The sequence below is a fragment of the Dyadobacter sp. CY356 genome (genome assembly GCF_021440195.1).
GTDB lineage: Bacteria > Bacteroidota > Bacteroidia > Cytophagales > Spirosomataceae > Dyadobacter.
In genome coordinates, this window is sequence record NZ_JAJTSZ010000004.1 from 316792 (window position 1) to 338112 (window position 21321).

Annotated in this window: 17 protein-coding genes; 8 read left to right on the forward strand and 9 right to left on the reverse strand. The window is 39.8% G+C overall.

Annotated features, from left to right (window positions below; all coding sequences use genetic code 11):
- Positions 1 to 116: 116 nt before the first annotated feature.
- Positions 117 to 863 (reverse strand): GLPGLI family protein, encoded by a 747-nt coding sequence (locus tag LXL81_RS15625; protein ID WP_234647734.1) that lies wholly within the window; start codon positions 861 to 863, stop codon positions 117 to 119.
- A gap of 80 nt (positions 864 to 943) precedes the next feature.
- Complete coding sequence (locus tag LXL81_RS15630; RefSeq protein ID WP_310589585.1) at positions 944 to 3751, reverse strand: outer membrane beta-barrel family protein; 2808 nt, start codon at positions 3749 to 3751, stop codon at positions 944 to 946.
- Between the two features lie 357 nt (positions 3752 to 4108).
- Between LXL81_RS15630 and LXL81_RS15635 the strand changes: the two genes are divergently transcribed.
- Complete coding sequence (locus LXL81_RS15635; RefSeq protein WP_234647735.1) at positions 4109 to 4621, forward strand: metallophosphoesterase; 513 nt, start codon at positions 4109 to 4111, stop codon at positions 4619 to 4621.
- 86 nt (positions 4622 to 4707) lie between these two features.
- On the opposite strand, the gene LXL81_RS15640 is transcribed toward LXL81_RS15635, so the two are convergent.
- Positions 4708 to 5937, reverse strand: a complete 1230-nt coding sequence (locus LXL81_RS15640) for a M20/M25/M40 family metallo-hydrolase (RefSeq protein ID WP_234647736.1) — start codon at positions 5935 to 5937, stop codon at positions 4708 to 4710.
- Between the two features lie 75 nt (positions 5938 to 6012).
- Between LXL81_RS15640 and LXL81_RS15645 the strand changes: the two genes are divergently transcribed.
- Positions 6013 to 6348: an SdpI family protein gene (locus tag LXL81_RS15645; RefSeq protein WP_234647737.1), complete on the forward strand. Its 336-nt coding sequence runs from the start codon at positions 6013 to 6015 to the stop codon at positions 6346 to 6348.
- 70 nt (positions 6349 to 6418) lie between these two features.
- On the opposite strand, the gene LXL81_RS15650 is transcribed toward LXL81_RS15645, so the two are convergent.
- From LXL81_RS15650 to LXL81_RS15660, 3 genes are all read right to left on the reverse strand, one after another.
- Positions 6419 to 6736 carry a MerR family transcriptional regulator gene (locus LXL81_RS15650; protein WP_234647738.1) on the reverse strand — a complete coding sequence of 106 codons (318 nt, stop codon included), beginning with the start codon at positions 6734 to 6736 and terminating at the stop codon, positions 6419 to 6421.
- A gap of 161 nt (positions 6737 to 6897) precedes the next feature.
- Complete coding sequence (locus LXL81_RS15655) at positions 6898 to 9195, reverse strand: ATP-binding protein (RefSeq protein ID WP_234647739.1); 2298 nt, start codon at positions 9193 to 9195, stop codon at positions 6898 to 6900.
- Position 9196: 1 nt separating this feature from the next.
- Positions 9197 to 9814 (reverse strand): biliverdin-producing heme oxygenase, encoded by a 618-nt coding sequence (locus tag LXL81_RS15660; protein WP_234647740.1) that lies wholly within the window; start codon positions 9812 to 9814, stop codon positions 9197 to 9199.
- A 356-nt stretch (positions 9815 to 10170) separates the two neighbouring features.
- Here LXL81_RS15660 and LXL81_RS15665 point away from each other — a divergent pair, with 356 nt between their 5' ends.
- On the forward strand, positions 10171 to 12444 hold the full coding sequence (locus LXL81_RS15665; RefSeq protein ID WP_234647741.1) for a cation:proton antiporter: 2274 nt from the start codon (positions 10171 to 10173) through the stop codon (positions 12442 to 12444).
- A 114-nt stretch (positions 12445 to 12558) separates the two neighbouring features.
- Positions 12559 to 13416, forward strand: coding sequence for a dienelactone hydrolase family protein (locus tag LXL81_RS15670; protein WP_234647742.1), 858 nt, complete (start codon positions 12559 to 12561; stop codon positions 13414 to 13416).
- Positions 13417 to 13472: 56 nt separating this feature from the next.
- Here LXL81_RS15670 and LXL81_RS15675 read toward each other — a convergent pair whose 3' ends face one another.
- Complete coding sequence (locus LXL81_RS15675) at positions 13473 to 15557, reverse strand: right-handed parallel beta-helix repeat-containing protein (RefSeq protein ID WP_234647743.1); 2085 nt, start codon at positions 15555 to 15557, stop codon at positions 13473 to 13475.
- 235 nt (positions 15558 to 15792) lie between these two features.
- Between LXL81_RS15675 and LXL81_RS15680 the strand changes: the two genes are divergently transcribed.
- Complete coding sequence (locus LXL81_RS15680) at positions 15793 to 16857, forward strand: NADH:flavin oxidoreductase/NADH oxidase (protein WP_234647744.1); 1065 nt, start codon at positions 15793 to 15795, stop codon at positions 16855 to 16857.
- A 37-nt stretch (positions 16858 to 16894) separates the two neighbouring features.
- Here the strand turns inward: LXL81_RS15680 and LXL81_RS15685 are convergent, their stop codons facing one another.
- Positions 16895 to 17089 carry a hypothetical protein gene (locus tag LXL81_RS15685; RefSeq protein WP_234647745.1) on the reverse strand — a complete coding sequence of 65 codons (195 nt, stop codon included), beginning with the start codon at positions 17087 to 17089 and terminating at the stop codon, positions 16895 to 16897.
- A gap of 187 nt (positions 17090 to 17276) precedes the next feature.
- Here LXL81_RS15685 and LXL81_RS15690 point away from each other — a divergent pair, with 187 nt between their 5' ends.
- A complete protein-coding gene (locus tag LXL81_RS15690) occupies positions 17277 to 17450 on the forward strand; it encodes a hypothetical protein (protein ID WP_234647746.1) in 174 nt (57 codons plus the stop codon).
- Positions 17451 to 17490: 40 nt separating this feature from the next.
- Here the strand turns inward: LXL81_RS15690 and LXL81_RS15695 are convergent, their stop codons facing one another.
- A complete protein-coding gene (locus tag LXL81_RS15695) occupies positions 17491 to 17958 on the reverse strand; it encodes a response regulator (RefSeq protein ID WP_159473614.1) in 468 nt (155 codons plus the stop codon).
- A 373-nt stretch (positions 17959 to 18331) separates the two neighbouring features.
- Here LXL81_RS15695 and LXL81_RS15700 point away from each other — a divergent pair, with 373 nt between their 5' ends.
- Together LXL81_RS15700 and LXL81_RS15705 are read left to right on the forward strand one after the other, a co-directional pair.
- The gene (locus tag LXL81_RS15700; RefSeq protein WP_234647747.1) at positions 18332 to 20632 is read left to right on the forward strand and encodes an Rv1355c family protein; all 2301 of its coding nucleotides are present in this window, start codon (positions 18332 to 18334) and stop codon (positions 20630 to 20632) included.
- Positions 20632 to 21318 carry a hypothetical protein gene (locus LXL81_RS15705; RefSeq protein WP_234647748.1) on the forward strand — a complete coding sequence of 229 codons (687 nt, stop codon included), beginning with the start codon at positions 20632 to 20634 and terminating at the stop codon, positions 21316 to 21318. The genes LXL81_RS15700 and LXL81_RS15705 overlap by 1 nt, the downstream gene beginning before the upstream one ends.
- The last annotated feature ends 3 nt before the right edge of the window (positions 21319 to 21321 follow it).

Sequence of the window (21321 nt, forward strand, 5' to 3'; positions counted from 1 at the left end):
GCCGGGTATTTCAGTCCTTTACCTGTCCTTTCAGACCGCAAAGGTAAAAACAAAAAATTAATCTGTGCTTAATAATTATTTTTTCTTGTGATCATTAAAAATCATTAACAAAATTGTTAAAACGGCAACGACCAGTATGGATTTCGATGCGCTTTCACACTATCTTTCATGTGTGTTGCCACAAGCGTATTATACTGCGCTTCGGTCACTTTTTTCCCTTTTAGTTTTTTAGGAACATTTACGTCTTCTGTTATCGCTTTCATCTCAATTTTTTTGGCGGTAATAACAAGGTCACCGTCATTAATATCCAGTTCCAGGATAATGCCCGGTAAACCACCATACAATTCAGGACCGATGGATACCGGAAGATTGTCCGCAAACCAGGCCGTTATATGCTGATCCTTGATGGTGTCTTCGGTTACCGCCATCATGCACATATAACCATTAATTTCCTTTATCTTGTTCATAACCTTCCACTTAGGCGCTCTTGTGGAATCTTCGACAATGAAAACTTTCCCGAGCATTTCAATAATATCCGTACGTTTTTCATTTTCCAGATCACGGTATACTTTGAATTCCCGCTCATTCCATGAATACCCGCCTTCGTTTTCCTGCTTTTTAAAATAGGTATAATAACTTTTCTGTTCATTAAAAAACAGCTTCATTTCCTGCTTTTGCTCGTCATCGTTCCCCCAGGTCATTTTCATTCTATCCTTTTCCTCGGTACTCAGATAGCTTGCCCGGGAATAAATTTTCGTCCAGTGATACACCCTTTCGTAAGTAATTTCTCCTTCCATTTTCTGCGCTTTGGAAGTATAAGAAATTGTAGTGATTAACAGGATTAATACAGTGATCAGTCTCATATGAATAAGTTTATTTTGGCTATGGCTGGATAAAATGCCACGTCATCCGCCAAACCGGCAGATGACGCACAAATACTTTTTTAAAATCCATTACTACGTTTAACGGATGCTGACATTCCCCGCATGTTGTAGGTAAAACTCAGCATGTAATATCGGGATAATGTCCGAACTCTCGACTCCGAATAATAGTTTGATGTAGCATTTTGTGTTATTCCAAGATTTCTCTTAAACACATCATTTGCCGTAAAGCGGATTTCCCCTCTTTTGTTTTTCAGTATAATTCTCGCAACCGAAAGATTTAAGATCGGCTGTTTCTGACTAAAACCAAACTGATTGTTAGCATAGGTATTGAAGTTCAGCTTGGCGTTGAAATAAATTTCCTTCGGCAACTTGATATTCATATCGCCGCTGTAATTCGCACTCAATACTTTTTGATCCTGATTTGAATTGATAGAATAACTTGTATTGGCTATGTTCCAGTAGGCGTTGGTATAAAACGTAAAAATATCGCTGGGCGTAAAATCAAGACGGCCACCAAAATTGTAGGATTTTGTTTTTGTCTTGTTGATGACATTATTGATGTAAATCGGGTTTTCGCTAAAATTAAAACCCGTATTCAATCCCAAGGTCAGTTTTGTTTTGATTAACGGATAGGAAACCCCGACACTGGAACCATAATTTATACCGCCGGTTACGTTCATCGGTTTGGTTGTGGTCACCAGATTGGCGTCAATTGTTTTATTATAAACTATCTGATCAACATAGTAATTGTACTGCGCATTGACAAACAAATAAGTAAAATTAGCCGGATTAAAAAACTGATATCCTGCATAAATGTTATGTCTCAACTCAGGCGTAAGATTTGGATTCCCAACCACAATATTCAAAGGATTACTATTGTCAACTACTGGCTGCAAATCGCTGATTGCCGGCTCCTGAATACTCTGCTGATATTCCATATACAAATACCGGTTTCTTTTCAGGTCATAATTCAGAGAAACACTTGGCACCACTTTAAAATAAGTCCGGTTCACTTTTGTAAAATCAACGGAAGTTTGATCCTGGGCAAATTTCCCTGTAAGATCAAATTGCTGAGCGGCTCCACCAATAGATACATTTAAACCATTATTGGAATATCTTACACTGGTTCCTACACGGTTATAGCTGATTTCGTTGGTGTAATATCTTGTGAGCGATGGATTTACTTCCAGGCCACTGTCTTTTACATCAAACACATTTCTATCAACCTTATCCTTTCTTAGACTGAAATTGTAGAATGTTTCCCAGGAAAATTTCTTGGCGAATGGCTCTACATAGGATAAACTACCTTTCAGCTGATTCCGGTCGCTCTTCGTTTTATTTTGCTGGCGAATGGTACTGTTTTGTGTTGGGTCAAGGAAAAACTCGTTTACAGAATTCAGACTTGCACTACCATCAGAATTGTTGATATTATAACCAACACTGGCAGCAAAATTCCTCCCTTTCTTCTTGAATTTATGACGGTACAAAAGCAGGTTTGACATCGCAAACGAGTTATAGTCGCTGCTGTTGTTTATGGTAGAGCGGTTTGACAAAGTATCGCCACTACGATAATATTGCTGAAAACTGTCATAATCACTATCACCATTATTGATCCTGGAATTACTGATCAGCGTTATCGTATTTAACGAATCCAGTACTTTCTCAATCCTTAAACTTGGCCGGTGATTTCCACTGAAAGCCTTTGTTTTATTGTCATCTGTTGATCTGTAAGTGGCATTGTTTAAAAAGTTTTCCCGGCTTGACATTATATCTGTCAACGCGTCCGTCGAATTATAGAAATAACTCGCACTTACTTTTGTCTTTTTTGTATCGTAATTATAGTTTCCGCCGCCTGCCCAGTTTTTGGTATAACCCTGAGAATTGCCGCCGCCCCAGTTAGGCTGAATTGTGATGGACTCACCGTCCGAACTAAAACGGTTTCCGCCACCAAACCCAAAATCGCCATCATCACCCCAGTTAAAAGACTGGCTGCCTTTAAAATCCTGGTAATCATTTCTGGCGATACCTGATTGATTTGTATTATTTCCAAAACCCAAAACAGAAAACTGCTGTTTGTCATCAAAACGGTTATAGCTGACTTTCCCTTCCAGCCTTGAATCCGAACCGACTCCCGCGATGGCTTTTCCAAAACCACCTTTTTTATGACTGTCTTTTAATTCCAGATTGACGGTTTTCTCCCGTTTCCCGTCGTCCACACCTGTGGCTTTTGCCTGCTCTGTTTTACCATTAAAGACCTGCACTTTATTAATTGCTTCCGCAGGCAGGTTTTTTGTCGCCATTTTTGGATCATCCCCAAAAAACCGCTTACCATCTACCGTTACACGTTTGACCGTTTCGCCCTGCGCCTTGATGTTTCCATCGCCATCCACCTGCATCCCGGGCAGCTTCCGGAGAAGGTCTTCAACTGTGGCTCCTGGTGGTACCTTAAACGCTCTCGGATCATATTCAACGGTGTCACCCCGAATACTCAGCGGAGCCCTGGCCGTTTTGATAACGACTTCATAAAGATCCTGATTCAGAAACTTCATGCCCAGCTTTCCCAGATTTGTAATTTCGCCATCATTGGGAATAACATGTTGCTGATAAGGAAGATAACCCACATAAGAAACCTTTAACAGGTAAGAAATTCTTTTCAGATTTTTAAATTCAAAGGAGCCGTCTTTGGCAGCTCTTCCAAAATTTACAAGTGAAGAATCTTTTGGCAACAGCAACATTACGGTGGCTTCCGGCAAGCCGTTGCCAGACGTATCCGTGACAATACCTTTCATTGAGAAGCGTCCTGTACTTTGCGCAAACGAGGCGTAAGTAATAAGGCTGCAACACAGCAGTAGTAAGATTTTTTTCAAGGCTAAGTAAATTTATGTATGTGAGTATATAAAGGAAAGCTGTATAAGATTTGGGTCTTACAATATTATAAAATCAAGATAAATTATACAACTAAATTTTTAGTTTTTAACAAAATTTGTGTCCGATATACTACTATTTAACCTTTATTAAGAAAATCAGTATATTTTAAGTACACAATAATTAACATAAGGTTACATAAAAATTATTAAAATAATAATTCCTTAATTTGCAGACTTTTTCTGCCAGGTTTGAAGATTATAGTCAAACGGAATTTTCATCATTCCAGGTTAGAAAAGTAGTTAATGTCAATAACTATAATTAAACAAAAGACGCATTCGGTTTACAATTAATATTAAATGAAAAGTATAGGTTTGCTTTCTGACACTCATGGATACCTGGATCCGCGCATAATGGACTATTTTGCCAATTGTGATGAAATATGGCATGCGGGAGATATCGGATCAGTGGAAATTATCGATCAGCTGGAAGCTTTTAAACCAGTCAGGATCGTTTATGGCAATATTGATAATAAAGCCATTCAGGTGCGTTGTCAGGAAAATTTACATTTTGAACTGGAAGGATTCCGTATCTGGATGACACATATAGGCGGAGCCCCGCCAAGGTATAATCCGATGGTCCTCCCTGAATTAAAGGGAGAAACACCGGATATTTTCATCTGCGGACATTCGCATATTTTGCGGGTTATCCGTGATAAGGAATTAAAAAACATGCTTTACATCAACCCCGGCGCGGCAGGACGTGAAGGTTTTCACAAGATCAGAACATTGCTTCGTTTTAATCTACATGAAGGATTAATAAGTCAGATGGAGGTAATTGAATTAGGAAAACGAGGGGCAATTGAAAATTGATTTTTCGCATACAAAAGAAGTCAACAGCACCAATCTGTTGACTTCCAATATATCCTGAAAAATCCAAGCATCCCTAAATCATGATCCTAGAAGATGACCTTAACCACCTTCCTCTCCGTCCCACGTAAAAATTCTGCTTCAACCTGCTGACCTTTTTCGTGCGCACCGAGAACTTCCATATAATCATAAATGGTATTAATCGTTTTTCCGCCAAGTTTGGTTATTACATCGCCAGCCTGAATTCCTGCGATTTCTGCCGGACGCGCTTTGGAAACAGCGTCAATTTTTAATCCTTTTCCTGAAAAGCTGTAATCCGGCATGACGCCCAGGGTAACCTTGAAATTTGAAGTTGTTGCGCCTGCGTGAGGATTTCCGGCCGTTAAAAATCCGGGATCCTCTTTTTTATTATCCAGTTTTTCCAAAACGCCCGCGATCAGTTTCAATATATCAGCTTCACCCTCTGCATTGATTTTATCAGAATCATCACTCGTCTTGTGATAATCACTGTGGGTTCCGGTGAAAAATTGCAGTACCGGAATATCTTTTAAATAAAACGAAGTATGATCCGAAGCACCCACGCCAGAAGAATCAATCGTGTATTTCATATTTTGCTTTCTGGCGAGATCCGGAATAATTTTTCCCCAGGCAGCACTTGTTCCCCAACCGGAAATAATCAAACCTTTGTCCGTATTATATCGACCGATCATATCCATATTAATCATCGCAGAAATGGATTTAAGCGGGATTGTCGGCGACTCGGTGTAATACTTGGAACCCAGCAGACCCAACTCTTCACCCGAAAAACCGATAAAAAGCAAGTTGTGTTTTTCTTTGACGGCGTTTCCTGCAAAATATTTCGCCAGCTCAATCACACCAGTCGTTCCTGATGCGTTATCATCCGCCCCATTATGGATCAAATTTTTACTATCCGGAGAAAGTGATCCTGTCTGATAACCCTTTCCCAAATGATCATAATGTCCACCAATCACGATCGTTTTTTCAGCACCGTTATCCAGAAAACCTATGACATTCCGGGCCGTCATCTGATGTGCAAAACCGTCAATGCCCATAATAACCTGAAAAGGCTGAAAGTAAGTACCATTCGTTCCTGCCGGTTTTAATCCAAGATTTTTGAATTGATCCGCTAAATAATTGGCCGTTTTTATTTCACCCAAAGTAGCAGTCCCTCTTCCTTCAAAAGCATCTGATGCTAAAAGATCGACGTGTTTTTTAATATCAGAAGGATTGAAAGTCTGTGCCGCTGTCCATTGATTTGAAATAAAAAGAAGCGTAAATACGAAAAATATTTTTTTCATTTTTTACTTGAAAATCATCATTTGTTTATGTGAAAATTATTTGTCAAATTATACCTGATTTTTAAATATTCCGATATGATTTTATTTACCCATGTCTTCTTAGCTTTTCTAATTCTGGGCTTATCCCTTTATTATAAAACAAATAAACCAAAGGTCATTAACAGTTTGTATGGATACAGAACAAAGACTTCAATGAAAAACATAGATACCTGGATTGAAGCGAATAATTTCAGCAGCGATTTACAAGTGAAACTCGCATTACTTTTTATTATTTTTCAGGCAATTTCATATTTTCTTATTGGAGGATTAAATTCAGTTCTTTTCTCCTGTGTGTTTTTAACCGCCACTTCAATTGCAGTAATTCCAATAACAGAATATCATTTGAAGAAAAAATTTTTAGATAACAAGTGATCGCACACAAGATTATTTAATTGATTATTTAATCATCGTGCACTACCTCAAGGTTATACCAAAAGATATTTCATAGATTATCCCTCAGTTCCGCCAAAAATTGCCTTACCCGGCTAAGTTTGTAAATCATTAGTTGGGCATCTTCTTTTCTGCGCAATTGCTCTCTTGCACCTTTTATTGTCCTCCCCTGCTTTCCGGTCTGATGCATTATTTTCCGGATGATTTCAATATCACTTTCAGTATATCTTCTTCTGTTGCGGGCATCACGTTTGGGATTTAGCTGAGGAAATTTAGTTTCCCAAAAACGTAACGCAGAAGCCTCACAGCCCACCATTTCCGCTACTTCATTGGTGTCATAGTAAAGTTTAGTGTTTGGTTTTGTGTCCATAATCAGAGTCTGAGGTTGTGGCTGGCTAGGTTACTGTGTTAACACAGTCCTGAACAATTTGTTCAGGCAATACATTTTTTATTTGAGTTAAATCTGACGTGATTAAGTTAACATAACCTGATCACAAATTTTGATTTAATCAACAAAAAAACAACCACAAGCTATCCAATTATTTCTTCTTTTGGAAAATAAATTGTGAATCTTGCACCATGTCCTAACTCAGAATCAGCGGTGATGAAACCTGAATGATTCTCCATGATTTTCTTACAAATAGAAAGTCCGATACCAGTTCCCGGGTATTTATGATTTGGGTGAAGCCGCTGAAAAACATCGAAAATCCGGTTTTTATATTCCTTTTCAAAACCGATACCATTATCCTGGAACGATATAGCATAACACTCCTTCGTATCAAGATGTCCGGGAAACCGCTCAGGTACTGTAACGCTCACTTCAATGTTAATTACGGGAGCAATATGCTCACGGGAAAATTTGAGTGCATTGCCAAGCAAATTGACAAATAACTGATGAATCTGAAATGGAATAATTTCTAAAACCGGTAAATTATCAAAGGTAATTGTACCTTTTTTTTCTTCTATATTTTCAGCCAGTTCTTCCAATACCTTTTTAAGAATTGTATTCAAATCCACCTTTTCAAATACTTTCTCCATATTTCCGGTCCTGGAATAGGATAGAATATCTTCGATCAGAACCTGCATTTTTTCAGCTGCGAAACGCATTCTTTCGACCGAATCCTTAACCTGGGCCGATAAATCCGGATTATCGCGATCCAGTACCTTAGAGGCAAAAATCTGTATTTTCCGTATAGGTTCTTTTAAATCATGTGTGCTGATCCAGTTCAGATTGGCAAGTTCTTTATTTGCAGCTTTGAGCTCATCGTTTAATAACCGGTTTTTGTTTTCCTGGTTTTTAATATAGCGCAAATTGATATGTTTTTGCAATGCATAAGCAAAACTGGAAGAAGTATTAATTTCCGAAATTCTCCATTTCGAACTTTTATTCTTTACTTCTTCAAGCCAAAGCTCAAACGATTTCCGCGGTGAGAGTCTGGCAATTCCATCATCAGTATGCACCACTGCCTTGTGCGGGTTTCCCGCCCAATTAATCGTTTCACGCCGCTCAGCACGCAGCCAGATCACGCCATCGGGTGTTCCCCCTCCTATGGAATGGTAGATAATGCCGGCAGCATACCTGGATAGTTTTTCATCTTCCGGAAATATCGTCATCAACTGTTCGGTATGCATTCCGGCGTTTGGATATTTCTCAGCTAGTTTTTTCAGCAAAGGAATCAGTTCCTCATCTTCCGGGACGTTACCGTTTTTATAAATTTCTCCCTGGTAATAAATTGCAAATCCTGTGGCATTCGCCAGCTTCAATAATGAAGGAGACTTGTGAAATTCTTCTATAAACTCCTCATTTTCATGAAGAATGATCAGTGACTCCATCAGTGCACTATCCGCCGCCTGGCTTATTTCAAATTCTTCCGCCACTTCTCTCACAGCAATTTGGGAAGTGAGAAAATGCCCTTGCAACAAGGCGGATAACCTGGTGTAATGCGGCAACAATTTTGGTGAATAGTGATGGCAGGCGATCAGCCCCCATAACTTGTTATTTTTCAAAAGTGAAACCGTCAGCGTTGCGCCCACGCCCATGTTTTTTAAATATTCAACATGGATCGGCGAAACACTTCTTAACAAAGAAAGACTCAAATCGAGCGATTTATTGCTCTTTTCGTCCGAGTCGTTCAAGGTAAGCAAAGGCACTGGGGTGTAACCAATATCAGTTATAACCCGCAAAGGATTTCGTATATAAAGCTCGCGGGCCTGCGCCGGGATATCGGTATGCGGATATTTTTGTCCGGAAAAAGAATTAAGCTCTTCAATTTTGCTTTCTGCAATTACCTCACCATTATAATCCGCATCAAAACGATAGATCATCACACGATCATAACCGGTAATAGCCCTGATTTCATCGGAAATATCCTGACAAAGCTCTGGCAAATAGCTATGTTTTTCCATCAAAGAAACGAAGCTTCTGGTCTGATTATATAAGTCAGGCAGGCTCAAAGTTCCATCCGGAAACGGTTCAAATTCCAGTATTATGGTTTCGCCGCTGAGATGTACGGACGTGTTAAATTGCTTATCATCAGACAAAAATACAAAAGGCGTAGACTGATTGTTTTTGTTAGTATGCCAGTAAAGCACAAACTGATCCGACTGCTCTTTCCCGAAAATATCCTGCAAAGTCTTACCCAATACCTGTTCAGGAGTCCGGTTCAGGTAATCTGTACAATTGGCGCTGCAAAATTCAATGATCTGATCCTCATTCCTGATTCCAAGTAAAAATCCATGCGGTTGAATGCTGCCCGGTATATGAATCGGCTCACTTTCACAATTTGTCAGATTTACAACCTCCCGGTTAACGATATCCTTAATATTCATTCTAACAGTCTATTTCCGTTTCATTAAGCCAGTGACCAATTACCTTAAATGTAGCAACCGCACTGAAAATAATTTCCTGTTCACAATTTTCATCCACTGCATAATTTGCGAGCGTGATGATAAAATGCTTCCACAACAAGCCAGTCTGCTGGCCATAACCATTAAAATAAGAAACTCCGGTTTGTTCATCAAGTTCTAAAACCCGATTGATATGTTTATATAGAACCTTGCCGCCCAAAGTAGAACCTTCCAGCACATACATTACACCAAACGCTTCGGCAATGCTTGATACGTTAAATCTGAAAACCGGCAGGGAATTTATTTGATTATGCGAAAAACCGGTTTTTAATAAGTCTTCCAAAATCATCTGAGACTTAAACCGTTTATCAATGTCAGTCAAAACGGAAGAAATGACCGGAAAAATGTCGTTTTCACACGCTTTGATCACCCCGTACATTTTTGCAATATATCTTTGATAGTCATTCAGCGTAACCGCTGGATCTAAAATCGCTTTTGAATGTCGATTTCCTTCCAGATTAACATGACTTTCACTGGTTTGTCCGCGAAGATTTTTTAAAAATAATTCTTGCTTCTCCCTGGAAATCACTGATTCATTCATGCCTGCCTGTTAATATTTGTATTAATTATTTGTCTGTAAAAAATTGTTCCATGTATGCGAACAGTCACAAACAAAAGCTGATATAAAATTAATTCTATCCTTTTAAGTGAAGTTACGCAAAAAATATTCAGCATTGGCAATTGAACGATTTCGTGCATCTGCCTTTTAATATAAATTTTCATAGAAAATATTTTCACCAAACAGTTTTCTTTCAGAATAAATACTGTTTGTCATACGATAGTTGTCTTCCAATTTTCACGGATGCATATTCGCATACTAAACTGGCGTATTCCCATTGGCTCTACTTAATTTTGAGCAGGGAAATCTACCTGTACCTCTATCTAAAATGCTACCGAATGAAGAATATACGAAATCTGATTTTCTATGGACTCACCATCAGTGTGTTTTCCGCCCTGATGTATTTTTGCTTACAAAAAGGCCAGGGGCTTGAAATAAATAAGGTAACGATTCCGAAAGCTCCTTCGTCCACTTCCTCCTGGTTCCAGTTTATTGATACATACAAACAAAATATAACCAGTCCCCTTGCCATACTGCTTTTGCAGATTATCACCATTATTCTGGTCGCCAGAGCATTTGGATACGTTTGTAAAAAAATCAAACAGCCCACAGTAATCGGTGAAATTGCAGCCGGGATTTTTCTTGGGCCATCTTTCATCGGCATGTATTTCCCGGACTTTTCAGGTTTTCTTTTTCCTGTAAAATCCTTACCAAACCTGCAATTTTTAAGTCAGATCGGATTAATCCTTTTCATGTTTGTGATTGGTATGGAACTGGATCTTAAAGTACTGAAAAACAAAGCGCAGGAAGCTATTGTAGTAAGTCATGCCAGTATTATTTTCCCTTTTGCGCTGGGTATCGGGCTTGCATTTTTTGTTTATGAAAGGTTTGCACCAGCCGAAGTCAGCTTTTTATCTTTTTCGCTGTTTACAGGTATTGCATTAAGTATAACCGCCTTTCCTGTTCTGGCGCGCATTGTCCAGGAAAGAGGATTGTCCAAAACCAGGCTTGGAGCAATGGCAATAACCTGCGCCGCAACGGACGACATTACGGCCTGGTGTATTCTGGCCGCGGTGATTGCCATTGTGAAAGCAGGCTCATTTGTCAGTTCTGTTTATACAATGCTGCTGGCGGCGACGTATGTACTTGTCATGCTAAAACTGGTACGGCCATTCCTTAAAAAAATGGGTGATATATATTCAACAAAAGAAGGATTGACAAAACCGGTTGTTGCCGTCTTTTTTATCATTCTGCTGATATCTTCTTATGCTACTGAAATTATTGGAATACATGCACTTTTCGGTGCGTTTATGGCTGGCGTGATTATGCCTGCAAATCTAAATTTCAGGAATATTTTTATTGAAAAAGTTGAGGACGTTGCACTTGTTCTGTTACTGCCATTGTTTTTTGTTTTTACAGGATTAAGAACACAAATTGGTCTGCTGAACGATCCGTATCTGTGGCAAATTACCGGGCTGATCATCCTTGTGGCTGTTGTGGGGAAATTTGCCGGGAGTTCGCTGGCTGCAAAGTTTGTTGGACAAAACTGGCGCGACAGCCTTATCATCGGTGCATTAATGAATACACGCGGACTGATGGAACTGGTTGTATTAAATATCGGCTATGACCTGGGCATACTGACACCCGAAATATTTGCCATGATGGTGATCATGGCTCTGGTAACAACCTGTATGACGGGTCCGGCACTTGACATTATCAACCAATTTTTTCCGGAGAAAAATGAGGAATTGCCCGAATCTGTCCTGGAAACCGGAAAATATACGATTCTTGTTTCATTCAGAAGTCCGGAACGCGGAAAAACCATGTTGCGGCTTGCATATAGTTTTGTAAAAAAGGCACCGGCCCATTCTGTTATAACTGCGCTGCATTTATCTCCCAGCAATGATTTGAACCAGTTTAATTCGGAAGAATATGAACAGGAAAGTTTCGCTCCGATACATGAGGAATCAAAAAAACTGAACCTTCCGGTTGTAACGCTTTTCAAACCCTCTCAGAATATAGACCGCGATATTATTGAAACGGCGAATCTGGGAAATTTCGATTTGCTGTTAATTGGTATAGGCCGCTCGGTATTTGAAGGAACGATACTGGGAAAAGTCCTTGGTTTTACGACCAAGATTATCAGCCCGGAAAGACTATATGATACCATTACAGGAAAAGAGAAATTTTTCGATTACAATATTTTTGATGACCGTATCAAACAAATTATCAAAGCTGTAAAAGTTCCGGTTGGGGTTTTGGTTGAAAAGAATCTGACGAAAATTGAAAATGTTTTTATCCCTATATTCTCACTGAGCGACAGCTTCCTGCTCGTTTTTGCTCAGAAACTGATTCATCACAGTGATGTGCGGATTATAATCCTGGATGCAAGCGGCGTGATACGCCAGAACCCTGAATTGAAAGAAACGATTTCAGCAATTGAACAAATTGCTCCAAATCACATCACACTCTACCAGGACAAAAAAATAGAGAAGGAATTTCTTGAACAACAGGACTTAATGCTTATCAGTATGGATAGTTGGAAAAAGGCGGTTGAAACGCATAGTTTGTGGCTTTCATACTCGCCCAGTGTTCTGATGATCCGTTCATAAAAAGATTTTTTAATGATTATAAAGTAGAAACCGGGATATTTCATTTTAATGATTATACGATACCGCAACTATGTTTTTTGCCAAATTCACTTTCAATAAAATCCCGAAAAATCTATGGATCAGCGCATTATTAATCTTTTTGACGAATACACGCATAAACCGCTAACCCGGGATAACTTTTTGAAAAGATTAGCTAAATTGGCTGGCGGCACATCCGCAGCCCTTGCATTACTGCCGCTTTTGGAAGTTAACTATGCTAATGCGATGACGGTCTCCGAAAACGACGATGATATTATTACCGAAGATATTCAATACGATGGCGATGGATCCACCATGGGTGGCTATCTGGCAAGACCAAAAAAGGCCGGCAAGTATGGATCCGTTTTAGTAATTCATGAAAATCGCGGACTTAATCCGCATACAAAAGATATTGCGCGCCGTATAGCCAAAGCCGGATACATCGCATTGGCTGGTGACGCGCTTGCGCCTTTCGGCGGAACACCCGCAAATGAAGATGACGCAAGAGCGGCTTTTGCCAAAATTGATGTACAAAAGAACCTTAACAACTTCCTGAAAGGACTGGATTATCTTAAAGGCAGACCGGATAGTAACGGCAAAACCGGTTGTGTAGGTTTTTGCTGGGGTGGTGCATTGTCCAATCAGCTGGCGGTGCATTCTCCTGCGCTGAATGTTGCAGTTGCATATTATGGTCGCCAGCCCGAAGCAGCAGATGTTCCAAAAATCAAGTCTTTTGTACAGCTGCATTACGGAGGTTTGGATGAAAGAGTGAATGCCGGAATTCCTGCCTATGAAGAAGCTTTGAAAGCCGCTGGTGTGAAATATGAACTGTATATTTATGAAGGCGCTCAACACGCTTTCCTCAACGACACGGCTCCAACCCGCTACAATCCGGAAGCTGCCAAACTTGCCTGGGAAAGAACGATGAAAATATTTAAAGAGAAAATTGCCTGATAAAATATGCGGCAATAAAAAAGTCCTGATTGAAAATATTTTCAATCAGGACTTTTTTATTGATAATTTTTCTGAATCCCGATTTTTTCAACTGGTAATGTCTGCCATCCGTCGGGCACCGCGAGCTGTGTGTCGTCTGGTATAAAATGGCGGCTGTCCATCATCTTCCAGTTGTAGGGATATACATCACTTATCTTGTTAGTCTCCGACCAGAGAAACCAGCTGTCCTCTCCCGTTTTTGTTGTTTTGATCCTTACAAAAATATTCTTGTCAAAAACCAGTCTTTTAGGAATTGCAGGATTATCTTTCCAATAATTTACCAGTTCCGGATACTTCACCGAATATGGAGGCTGATTAAACCTGACCTCCTTTAAGCGTTTGTCTATAACACCATCTTTGTCAAGAGAATTTTTTGACCAGTTCTGGAACCGATTGTCAACATGAATACCTAACGGACTGTCTATGAACAAATTATTTTTGTAAGAAATATCCTGACCTCCACCGATTAAAACTGGAATTGTGCCGGCTTTAAAAAATATATTTCCAAAAACCTCCATTCCGCAGGCCCCATCGTCATGATAAATGGCCGTTGTTCTGTTAGCATTTCCCAAGTGATGGAAATAATTGAATCTTACCTTATGCCCTCTTTCGGAGGCGTCGCGACCATAGTAAAAAGCACCCTGATCATCAACTTCCCGACAAACATCATAGATCGTTGAATATTCTAAAATATGATCATTTCCGTGTAATAAAATTGCCATACTGGGTGCATTGTAAATTTCGCAATTGGCAATTCTATTTCCGACTCCATCAATATTAATGGCAGGACGATATGATTTTTCGATGCGGTTAAAATCATGGATCCGGCAATTTTCGACGCTGTTTCCGGCTGGTGTCAAAGTCAGCCTGTCGCCGCCTCCCAGACTTATTCCACCTGCTCCGGTGTTGTAAATATGACAACTAACGATCCTGTTGTTTTTACCTCCCTGACGGTTAAAAGTAGTATTTTCATAAAGATGCTGATCCAGACTACCCAGAACCCGTGATGATTCTTCTCCACTACCTTCATGTTTTTGCGTTTTAAAAGGCATAATTCCTTTTCCAATACTTACCGCCAAAGATCCCAGATTCCTGAAAACGCAATCTGAAATTATGCAGGATTCTGAACGTTCCATATAAACAGCCATACCCCGGGATACTTCGAAGGAAATATTTTTAATCGTTATATTCTGAGATCCTTCAAGTGCTATTAATGGATCTTGCAGCATGGATAAATCCAGCCTGGTCATGATTGTAGGCAGATAAAAAAACAACAATCCTCTTTCGCGATCAAGGTAATATTCACCGTCTTTGTCAATCTCTTCGGGGATATTGTAGGCATACCAGCGGTTCCAGTTTTTGCCGGAATTAAATCCATAGATGTGTGGCTGGACCGTGGTAAAAGTTTTGGCGATGGTATCCATGGTTGCCAGTTGAACCGCGTCTTCGGCATATCCATGATGAAAATAACCTGAGATCCAGATATCTTTTGATTTTTTCCAACCAGAAGGGCGATCCGCACCATAAACAAATTTCCCTCCGCGATTACTGTTATCACCATCTCTTGGCACAGATCCTTTGTCAATAACCCGGCCCATCTCAACGGTCGAATCATTTGGCCATCTTGCCAGTTGGCCCGGTTTATCATTGATAAATAACTCCATCCACGACGGTTGGTAAGGCCTCGAAAATCCTACACTGTGCAATTGTCCATAATCAGAAATATTCAATTCGCGAAGATTCAGGACACCGATTTTCTTTCTCATATTTTCAGCAAACTCACTGGCATATGCGGTCTGATCGAGCCGTTTTACTTTGCCCGGATTAACAGATATGCCTCCCGAAAATATTACCGGCTCGTTTTGCCATGGCATCAACAGAAGATTTTTATCAGCAACTCCAAATTCGAGTGTGTTTCTGAATATATATGTCCCACCTCTGAGATATATGATCGTTGTTTCCGTTTTTCCTGATACCTTTCTGGCAGCGTCTCTTGCCTTTAATATTGTACCAAACGGCTTTTCCTTCGTTCCTGGATTATTATCATTTCCTTCAATTGAGACGAAGAAAGTATCAGCACTTTTACATACTGAGATAGTCATAACCAGTAAAAAAATAAATGCGATCTTATATAAAAACTTGCTGAAACTTCTTTGCATAAAATGATTTTTACTCCCAAAACTGTGTGAGGAAAGTCGGATTCCCTGACGTAAAATTCAACTTCCTGAATGGTTTCTGCAACTTTAAGTTCTTTATTCTTGTAATTGGCCTAAAATTTATGATTCAGAAATCATATCAGTATTAACGGACTATAACAATTAATCTTTTGTAAAATATATGTCAAAGCTTTTTTCTCCTCTTGAAATTAAGAGCGTAAAGTTCAAAAACAGAATTGTTGTTTCTCCCATGTGCCAGTATTCGTCCGAGGACGGGTTTGCCAGTGACTGGCATCTGGTCCATCTTGGAAGTCGTGCCGTTGGTGGTGCTTCCTTAATTATTTCAGAGGCGACGGCTGTGTCACCGGAGGGCCGGATTTCTCCCGGAGATCTTGGGATCTGGAAGGATGAGCATATTGAAAAACTCAAACAAATTACGTCTTTTATTAAGGCGCAACATTGCGTGGCGGGAATACAGTTAAGTCATGCCGGCAGAAAAGCCAGCACTTCTGTGCCGTGGCAAGGAAAAGATAAAGTGGATATTGCAAATGGCGGCTGGACAACCGTTTCAGCATCTCCAATTGCATTTGCCGATAATTATCCAATGCCTGAACAGCTTGATAAGCCGGGAATCGATAAAGTGATTTCTGATTTCGTTCAAGCTGCCAAACGTGCGCTGGCTGCTGGGTTTGAAGTGATTGAAATTCATGCAGCGCACGGTTATCTCATACATCAATTCCTCTCTCCGCTATGCAACAAGCGTACGGATGAATTTGGAGGAAGTTTTGAAAACCGTATTCGGTTACTTTTATTAATTATTGAGGGAATAAAATCCGAATGGCCGGATCATCTGCCGCTCTTCACAAGAATTTCGGCAACAGATTGGGCAGACGGCGGATGGAACCTGGATGAGTCGGTGAAACTTGCAGCCATATTAAAAGAGAAAGGAATTGACCTTATCGACGTTTCGACAGGCGGAGCAGTGGCACCCGTTAAAATTCCCGTCGGACCAGCATATCAACTTCCATTTGCATCGGCAATAAAAAAACAAACCGGAATCTTAACGGGTTCTGTTGGATTAATCACCAATGCTATGCAGGCCGAAACTATTCTGGTCAATGGCGATGCAGATATGATTTTTATGGCCAGAGAGATTCTCCGCAATCCATACTTCCCGTTATCGGCGGCAAAAGACATTCATGATCAAACCGTTTGGCCGGTACAATACGAAAGGGCTAAACCTTAAAAAATTAAATCCTGTCCGCTAAAACGGACAGGATTTATTAATTATTGACATTCTTCTTAATTGTTGAATCACCTTTTGAACTCTGGTCATTCTGATAATAAAGATACCCCTCCGTTTTGTTTTCTGTCGTTTTCACCTTTTTACCTTTCGCCTCCATCTGTCGACTGCACGAAGTGAGCAAAGTTACGGCGACCAGTGCATTCATCATAAATACTGCGATTATCTTTCTCATGGTAAGATCCTTTTTAATTGATGCATTTCTACTTCGATTGTAGATTAATTAACCAATCACAAAAAAGATACCAGCCTCACAAGCCACTGAGAGCTAGGTTGATGGGGAATACTGTGCCCGAATCGAACAGGTATAGTTTTTTTCTTTATTGGGAAAATAGAATAATTATACTTCATCAACATAAAATATGGCAGAGTTAATCACATTTTTGCACGTGCTCGGAAATCTCTTTCTTGCCGCTGTTATCTTGTCAGCTCTGATTTTCACGACCTTTTATTATGTCCTGAGCTACATGCTAAAAGAAATAAAGCTGACACCTTTGTTGAGAAAAAGTGTCAGCTTCCGTAGAAAATCCTATTAAATAATCCTGATCATGTAGATGGCATATACCAGTTACATGATCAGGATATTAATTTTTGCCTCAATAAAAATTCAAGCTGATTATTTGCATCGATCAGTTTCTCCAGTAACTCTCTGTTTTTTTCTCTCAGACTAAAAATTTCGTAAGCATTTTTTATAATGATGCGCAGCTGTTGTTCATCCCAGGGCTTATTCAGGTAATAGTAAATATGGCCTTTATTTACAGCGTCAATGACAGCGTTGATATCTGAATATCCGGTTAATAGTATACGGATCGGATCAGTATATTCTTTCAAAACTTCAATTAAGAAATCGACACCGGTCATTTCCGGCATTCTTTGATCGGTGATAATAACATGAACCCTATTGGATTTTAATACTTCCAGACCTTCCTTCCCGGAAGTAACAGTCAGTACATTAAAATCTCTTCTGAAGGCTGCTTTAAAAGAATTTAAATTATTTAATTCATCATCCACATAAAGGATACTTATTTTCTCGGGGCTTTCCATTTTATTGATTGTAAACTCTGAACTAATCTCATAAATTCATGTTTCTAAAAATACATGATTTATTTCAAAAAAGGTAATAATATTTAGACTGCAATTTTATTGTGTCCTTGCAAATATATATGTTTGAACATAATTTAAACATATTTTGAAAACGATATGTCAGTTTACATTGAAATTGGCAATCTTAAAAGAATATGTATTTCAATTTCTTGATTTTGTCAGCCTAACCTCCTCTTATCCGTTACTCCGAATATATCAATTTTGATATGTAACCGGTTTTATTATTGTTCTAGTAAAATTATGTTTAGATTGTCACACGCACAAAACTTCTCATCGAATTACAGGAAAATAACTGCTCAACGCCATCTAAAAAATGTACGACGATTTAAATTTAAGTGAAACCTTTTTGCCCGTTATCTTTGAATTAAGTAAAGACACTGACAAAGAAAAATTCGATGAACTAATTTCTATAAAGCCGGATAAAATTCTTCTTGACTTATTTCCCTCCCAAAAACAAGAACTTTTCAAGATCAGAAGTCCTAAACAGAGATTAAGTCCCGCCGAAACCGAAATCCTTTATAGTAAATGGATCGCTGACCGAAACAGCAATGAAGAAGGCGTTTGGGTTTATTATCCCTGGCTCAATCGTATCATTCATATTCTGAACAGGGAAGAATTTATTGAATTACGCACCAGCCGGAATCAATTCAAAATTACACCATCAGAACAGACCGGTCTGTTTGGTAAAAAAATTGGTATTATTGGATTATCCGTTGGCCATGCCGTAGCACTCAGTATTGCCACCGAGCGCATATGCAGTAAGCTCAAACTCGCTGATTTTGATACCATAGAACTTAGTAATCTTAATCGTATCAAAACAGGTATCCAAAATATCGGTCTTAATAAATGTGTTGTCACAGCACGTGAAATTGCCGAAATAGATCCGTTTCTTGAAATAGAATGTTATCAGGAAGGAATTACAGAAGGAAATCTTGAATCGTTTTTAATGGATGACGGGAAGCTGGATATCCTGATTGACGAATGCGATGGGCTGGAAATAAAAATTGCCTGCCGGCAAATGGCAAAGAAATACCAGATTCCAGTGGTAATGGAAACGAGCGATAAGGGCATGCTAGATGTAGAGCGCTTTGACCTTGAAAATGACCGCCCGATTTTACACGGATATCTGGAAGGTATTCCCGAGGAAAGATTAAAAAACATAAGCCCCGAAGACCGGCTCCCACTGGTTCTGAAGATCATAGACGCCCGCAACAGTTCTCTACGTGGCCAGTTGTCGCTGATTGAAATCGGTCAGACCATCAGCACCTGGCCTCAGCTGGCAAGTGCCGTAACTTTGGGTGGCGGTGTAGTAACGGATGTCTGCCGCAGAATCCTCCTGAACCAGTACAATGAATCCGGAAGGTATTATGTTGATCTGGAAAGTATTATAGGAAACAAAATACCGGAAGCGAAAACATTAGCCAGTACAAATCCATACGAACCTTTTTCATTTTCAGAGGCTGTAATAATCGCTGATACTATCCCTGCTGAGCAGAATTCAGCTGCTCCTGATAATGAAATTATTACAGATATCATAAAAGCCGCAGGCCTGGCACCCTCTAATGCAAATGACCAGCCCTGGAAATGGCTGTACAGAAACAGCAGACTATATCTTTTTCACGATCAGTGCCGGTCACATTCCTTTGCAGGCTTTGGTGATCTTTTGCCGCACATTGCTTTGGGTGCTGCTTATGAAAATGTTTTACTTAAAGCGAATCAACACGGTTTCAAAATAAAGAGTCAGTTATTCCCGCTGGAATCAAAACAAAATCTTGTTGCCGTTATTGATTTTCATAAAACGGATGAAAAAACTGACATTTTTGAAGTCGTTTACGCACCCGAATCTGTGGAGTATATTGCTGTACGGTCAACGAATCGGAATCCTTCTCAACCATTTGAAATTTCCGATCAGGATCTAAAAATACTGAAAGACGCCACTGAAAGTATACCAGATGCCGAACTGCATTTTATCAGTGACAAACAGAAAATCCTGGATCTGGGTGAAATCATTGGATCCTGCGAACGAATCAATCTTTTAAACGATGCGGGACATAAGGATTTTTATCAGCGTGATATCCGTTGGACACCGGAAGAATCAGCAAAATCCGGTGACGGTATTGACGTACAAAATCTTGGAATGGTTCCTGCACAGCTGGCTGCCTATTCTATAATCAAAGACCCCAAAATTGCGCAAACGCTTAAAAACATTGACGGCGGCAATGCCCTGGTAGACGGTATGATCCGAAATGCCGGCACGGCATCAGGAATAGGGATCATAACGATATCCGGAACGCAGCCGGCTAATTATTTTTTGGGAGGAATTGCGATGCAACGTTTATGGTTAAAAGCCGAAGCACTGGGTTATGCAATTTATCCATTCAGCGCACCGCTACATTTATTTCCGCGTTTAAGGGCAGCTTCCGATTCAGGACTGGATACCGGCGAGATTCAAAAGCTTGTCATACTCAGAGAAAAATTTCAGGATATCATTCCTTCGGGAACAGATCAGGCAGAAATTTTCGTGTTTAAAATTGCAAAGGCAGAGAAACCTTCTGCCAAATCTGCCCGCCTGCCTTTATCGGAGATATTGCTTATTAAAAACAACGAAATGTAATGGTAGCCAAAATCAGAGCATTCAAGTCGCCAGACGATGTTGAAACCAGTTTGAGATACGTAGAAGGCCATAGAAAAGTATTAGAATCTTACGGCGTTAAAAAGGTTACTTCTGCCAGTATAGACTGGCTGCATGATCCGCAAACCTATGTCGTGCTCGTTGAATCCGAAGATGGCGAGAAGATTTATGGAGGAGGCAGAATTCAGATCCGCTCCAACGAAATGAAAATGCCGATGGAAGATGCCATTGCAAAAATTGACCAGGGAATTTATCAGTACGTTGATAACATTGGCAATGAAAGCATTGCAGAATTTTGCGGACTGTTTAATTCAAAAGAAGTGGCAGGTTATGGAATTGGCAGTATCTTTCTTGGTCGAATCGGTGTTGCCATAGCTACTCAGGTAGGCGTAAAATATCTCATGGCGCTTTGTTCACCGGCTACACTCCGGAATTGTGCCCGGGTGGGATTTGAAATTATAAGGGATCTGGGAAACAACGGCACTTTTTATTATCCCAAAGAAGGACTGGTGGCTACTGCACTGATTATCAAGGATATTGAAAATCTGCCGGGCGCAAATGGAGAGGAAAGAGAAAGAATTTTTGATTTACGCCAGAATCCTGTTCAGGAAGCTATTGAAAAGGGTCCGAAAGGAGAAATGGATATATACTATAATACCAAATTGTAACAC

Bases quoted from the DNA above. Each gene is read 5' to 3' on its own strand.
- LXL81_RS15625 (WP_234647734.1), bottom strand. From the start codon at position 863: ATGAGACTGATCACTGTATTAATCCTGTTAATCACTACAATTTCTTAT.
- LXL81_RS15685 (WP_234647745.1), bottom strand. From the start codon at position 17,089: ATGAGAAAGATAATCGCAGTATTTATGATGAATGCACTGGTCGCCGTA.
- LXL81_RS15670 (WP_234647742.1), top strand. From the start codon at position 12,559: ATGGATCAGCGCATTATTAATCTTTTTGACGAATACACGCATAAACCG.
- LXL81_RS15655 (WP_234647739.1), bottom strand. From the start codon at position 9,195: ATGAATATTAAGGATATCGTTAACCGGGAGGTTGTAAATCTGACAAAT.
- LXL81_RS15635 (WP_234647735.1), top strand. From the start codon at position 4,109: ATGAAAAGTATAGGTTTGCTTTCTGACACTCATGGATACCTGGATCCG.
- LXL81_RS15640 (WP_234647736.1), bottom strand. From the start codon at position 5,937: ATGAAAAAAATATTTTTCGTATTTACGCTTCTTTTTATTTCAAATCAA.
- LXL81_RS15665 (WP_234647741.1), top strand. From the start codon at position 10,171: ATGAAGAATATACGAAATCTGATTTTCTATGGACTCACCATCAGTGTG.
- LXL81_RS15645 (WP_234647737.1), top strand. From the start codon at position 6,013: ATGATTTTATTTACCCATGTCTTCTTAGCTTTTCTAATTCTGGGCTTA.
- LXL81_RS15660 (WP_234647740.1), bottom strand. From the start codon at position 9,814: ATGAATGAATCAGTGATTTCCAGGGAGAAGCAAGAATTATTTTTAAAA.
- LXL81_RS15700 (WP_234647747.1), top strand. From the start codon at position 18,332: ATGTACGACGATTTAAATTTAAGTGAAACCTTTTTGCCCGTTATCTTT.
- LXL81_RS15705 (WP_234647748.1), top strand. From the start codon at position 20,632: ATGGTAGCCAAAATCAGAGCATTCAAGTCGCCAGACGATGTTGAAACC.
- LXL81_RS15695 (WP_159473614.1), bottom strand. From the start codon at position 17,958: ATGGAAAGCCCCGAGAAAATAAGTATCCTTTATGTGGATGATGAATTA.
- LXL81_RS15690 (WP_234647746.1), top strand. From the start codon at position 17,277: ATGGCAGAGTTAATCACATTTTTGCACGTGCTCGGAAATCTCTTTCTT.
- LXL81_RS15680 (WP_234647744.1), top strand. From the start codon at position 15,793: ATGTCAAAGCTTTTTTCTCCTCTTGAAATTAAGAGCGTAAAGTTCAAA.
- LXL81_RS15675 (WP_234647743.1), bottom strand. From the start codon at position 15,557: ATGACTATCTCAGTATGTAAAAGTGCTGATACTTTCTTCGTCTCAATT.
- LXL81_RS15650 (WP_234647738.1), bottom strand. From the start codon at position 6,736: ATGGACACAAAACCAAACACTAAACTTTACTATGACACCAATGAAGTA.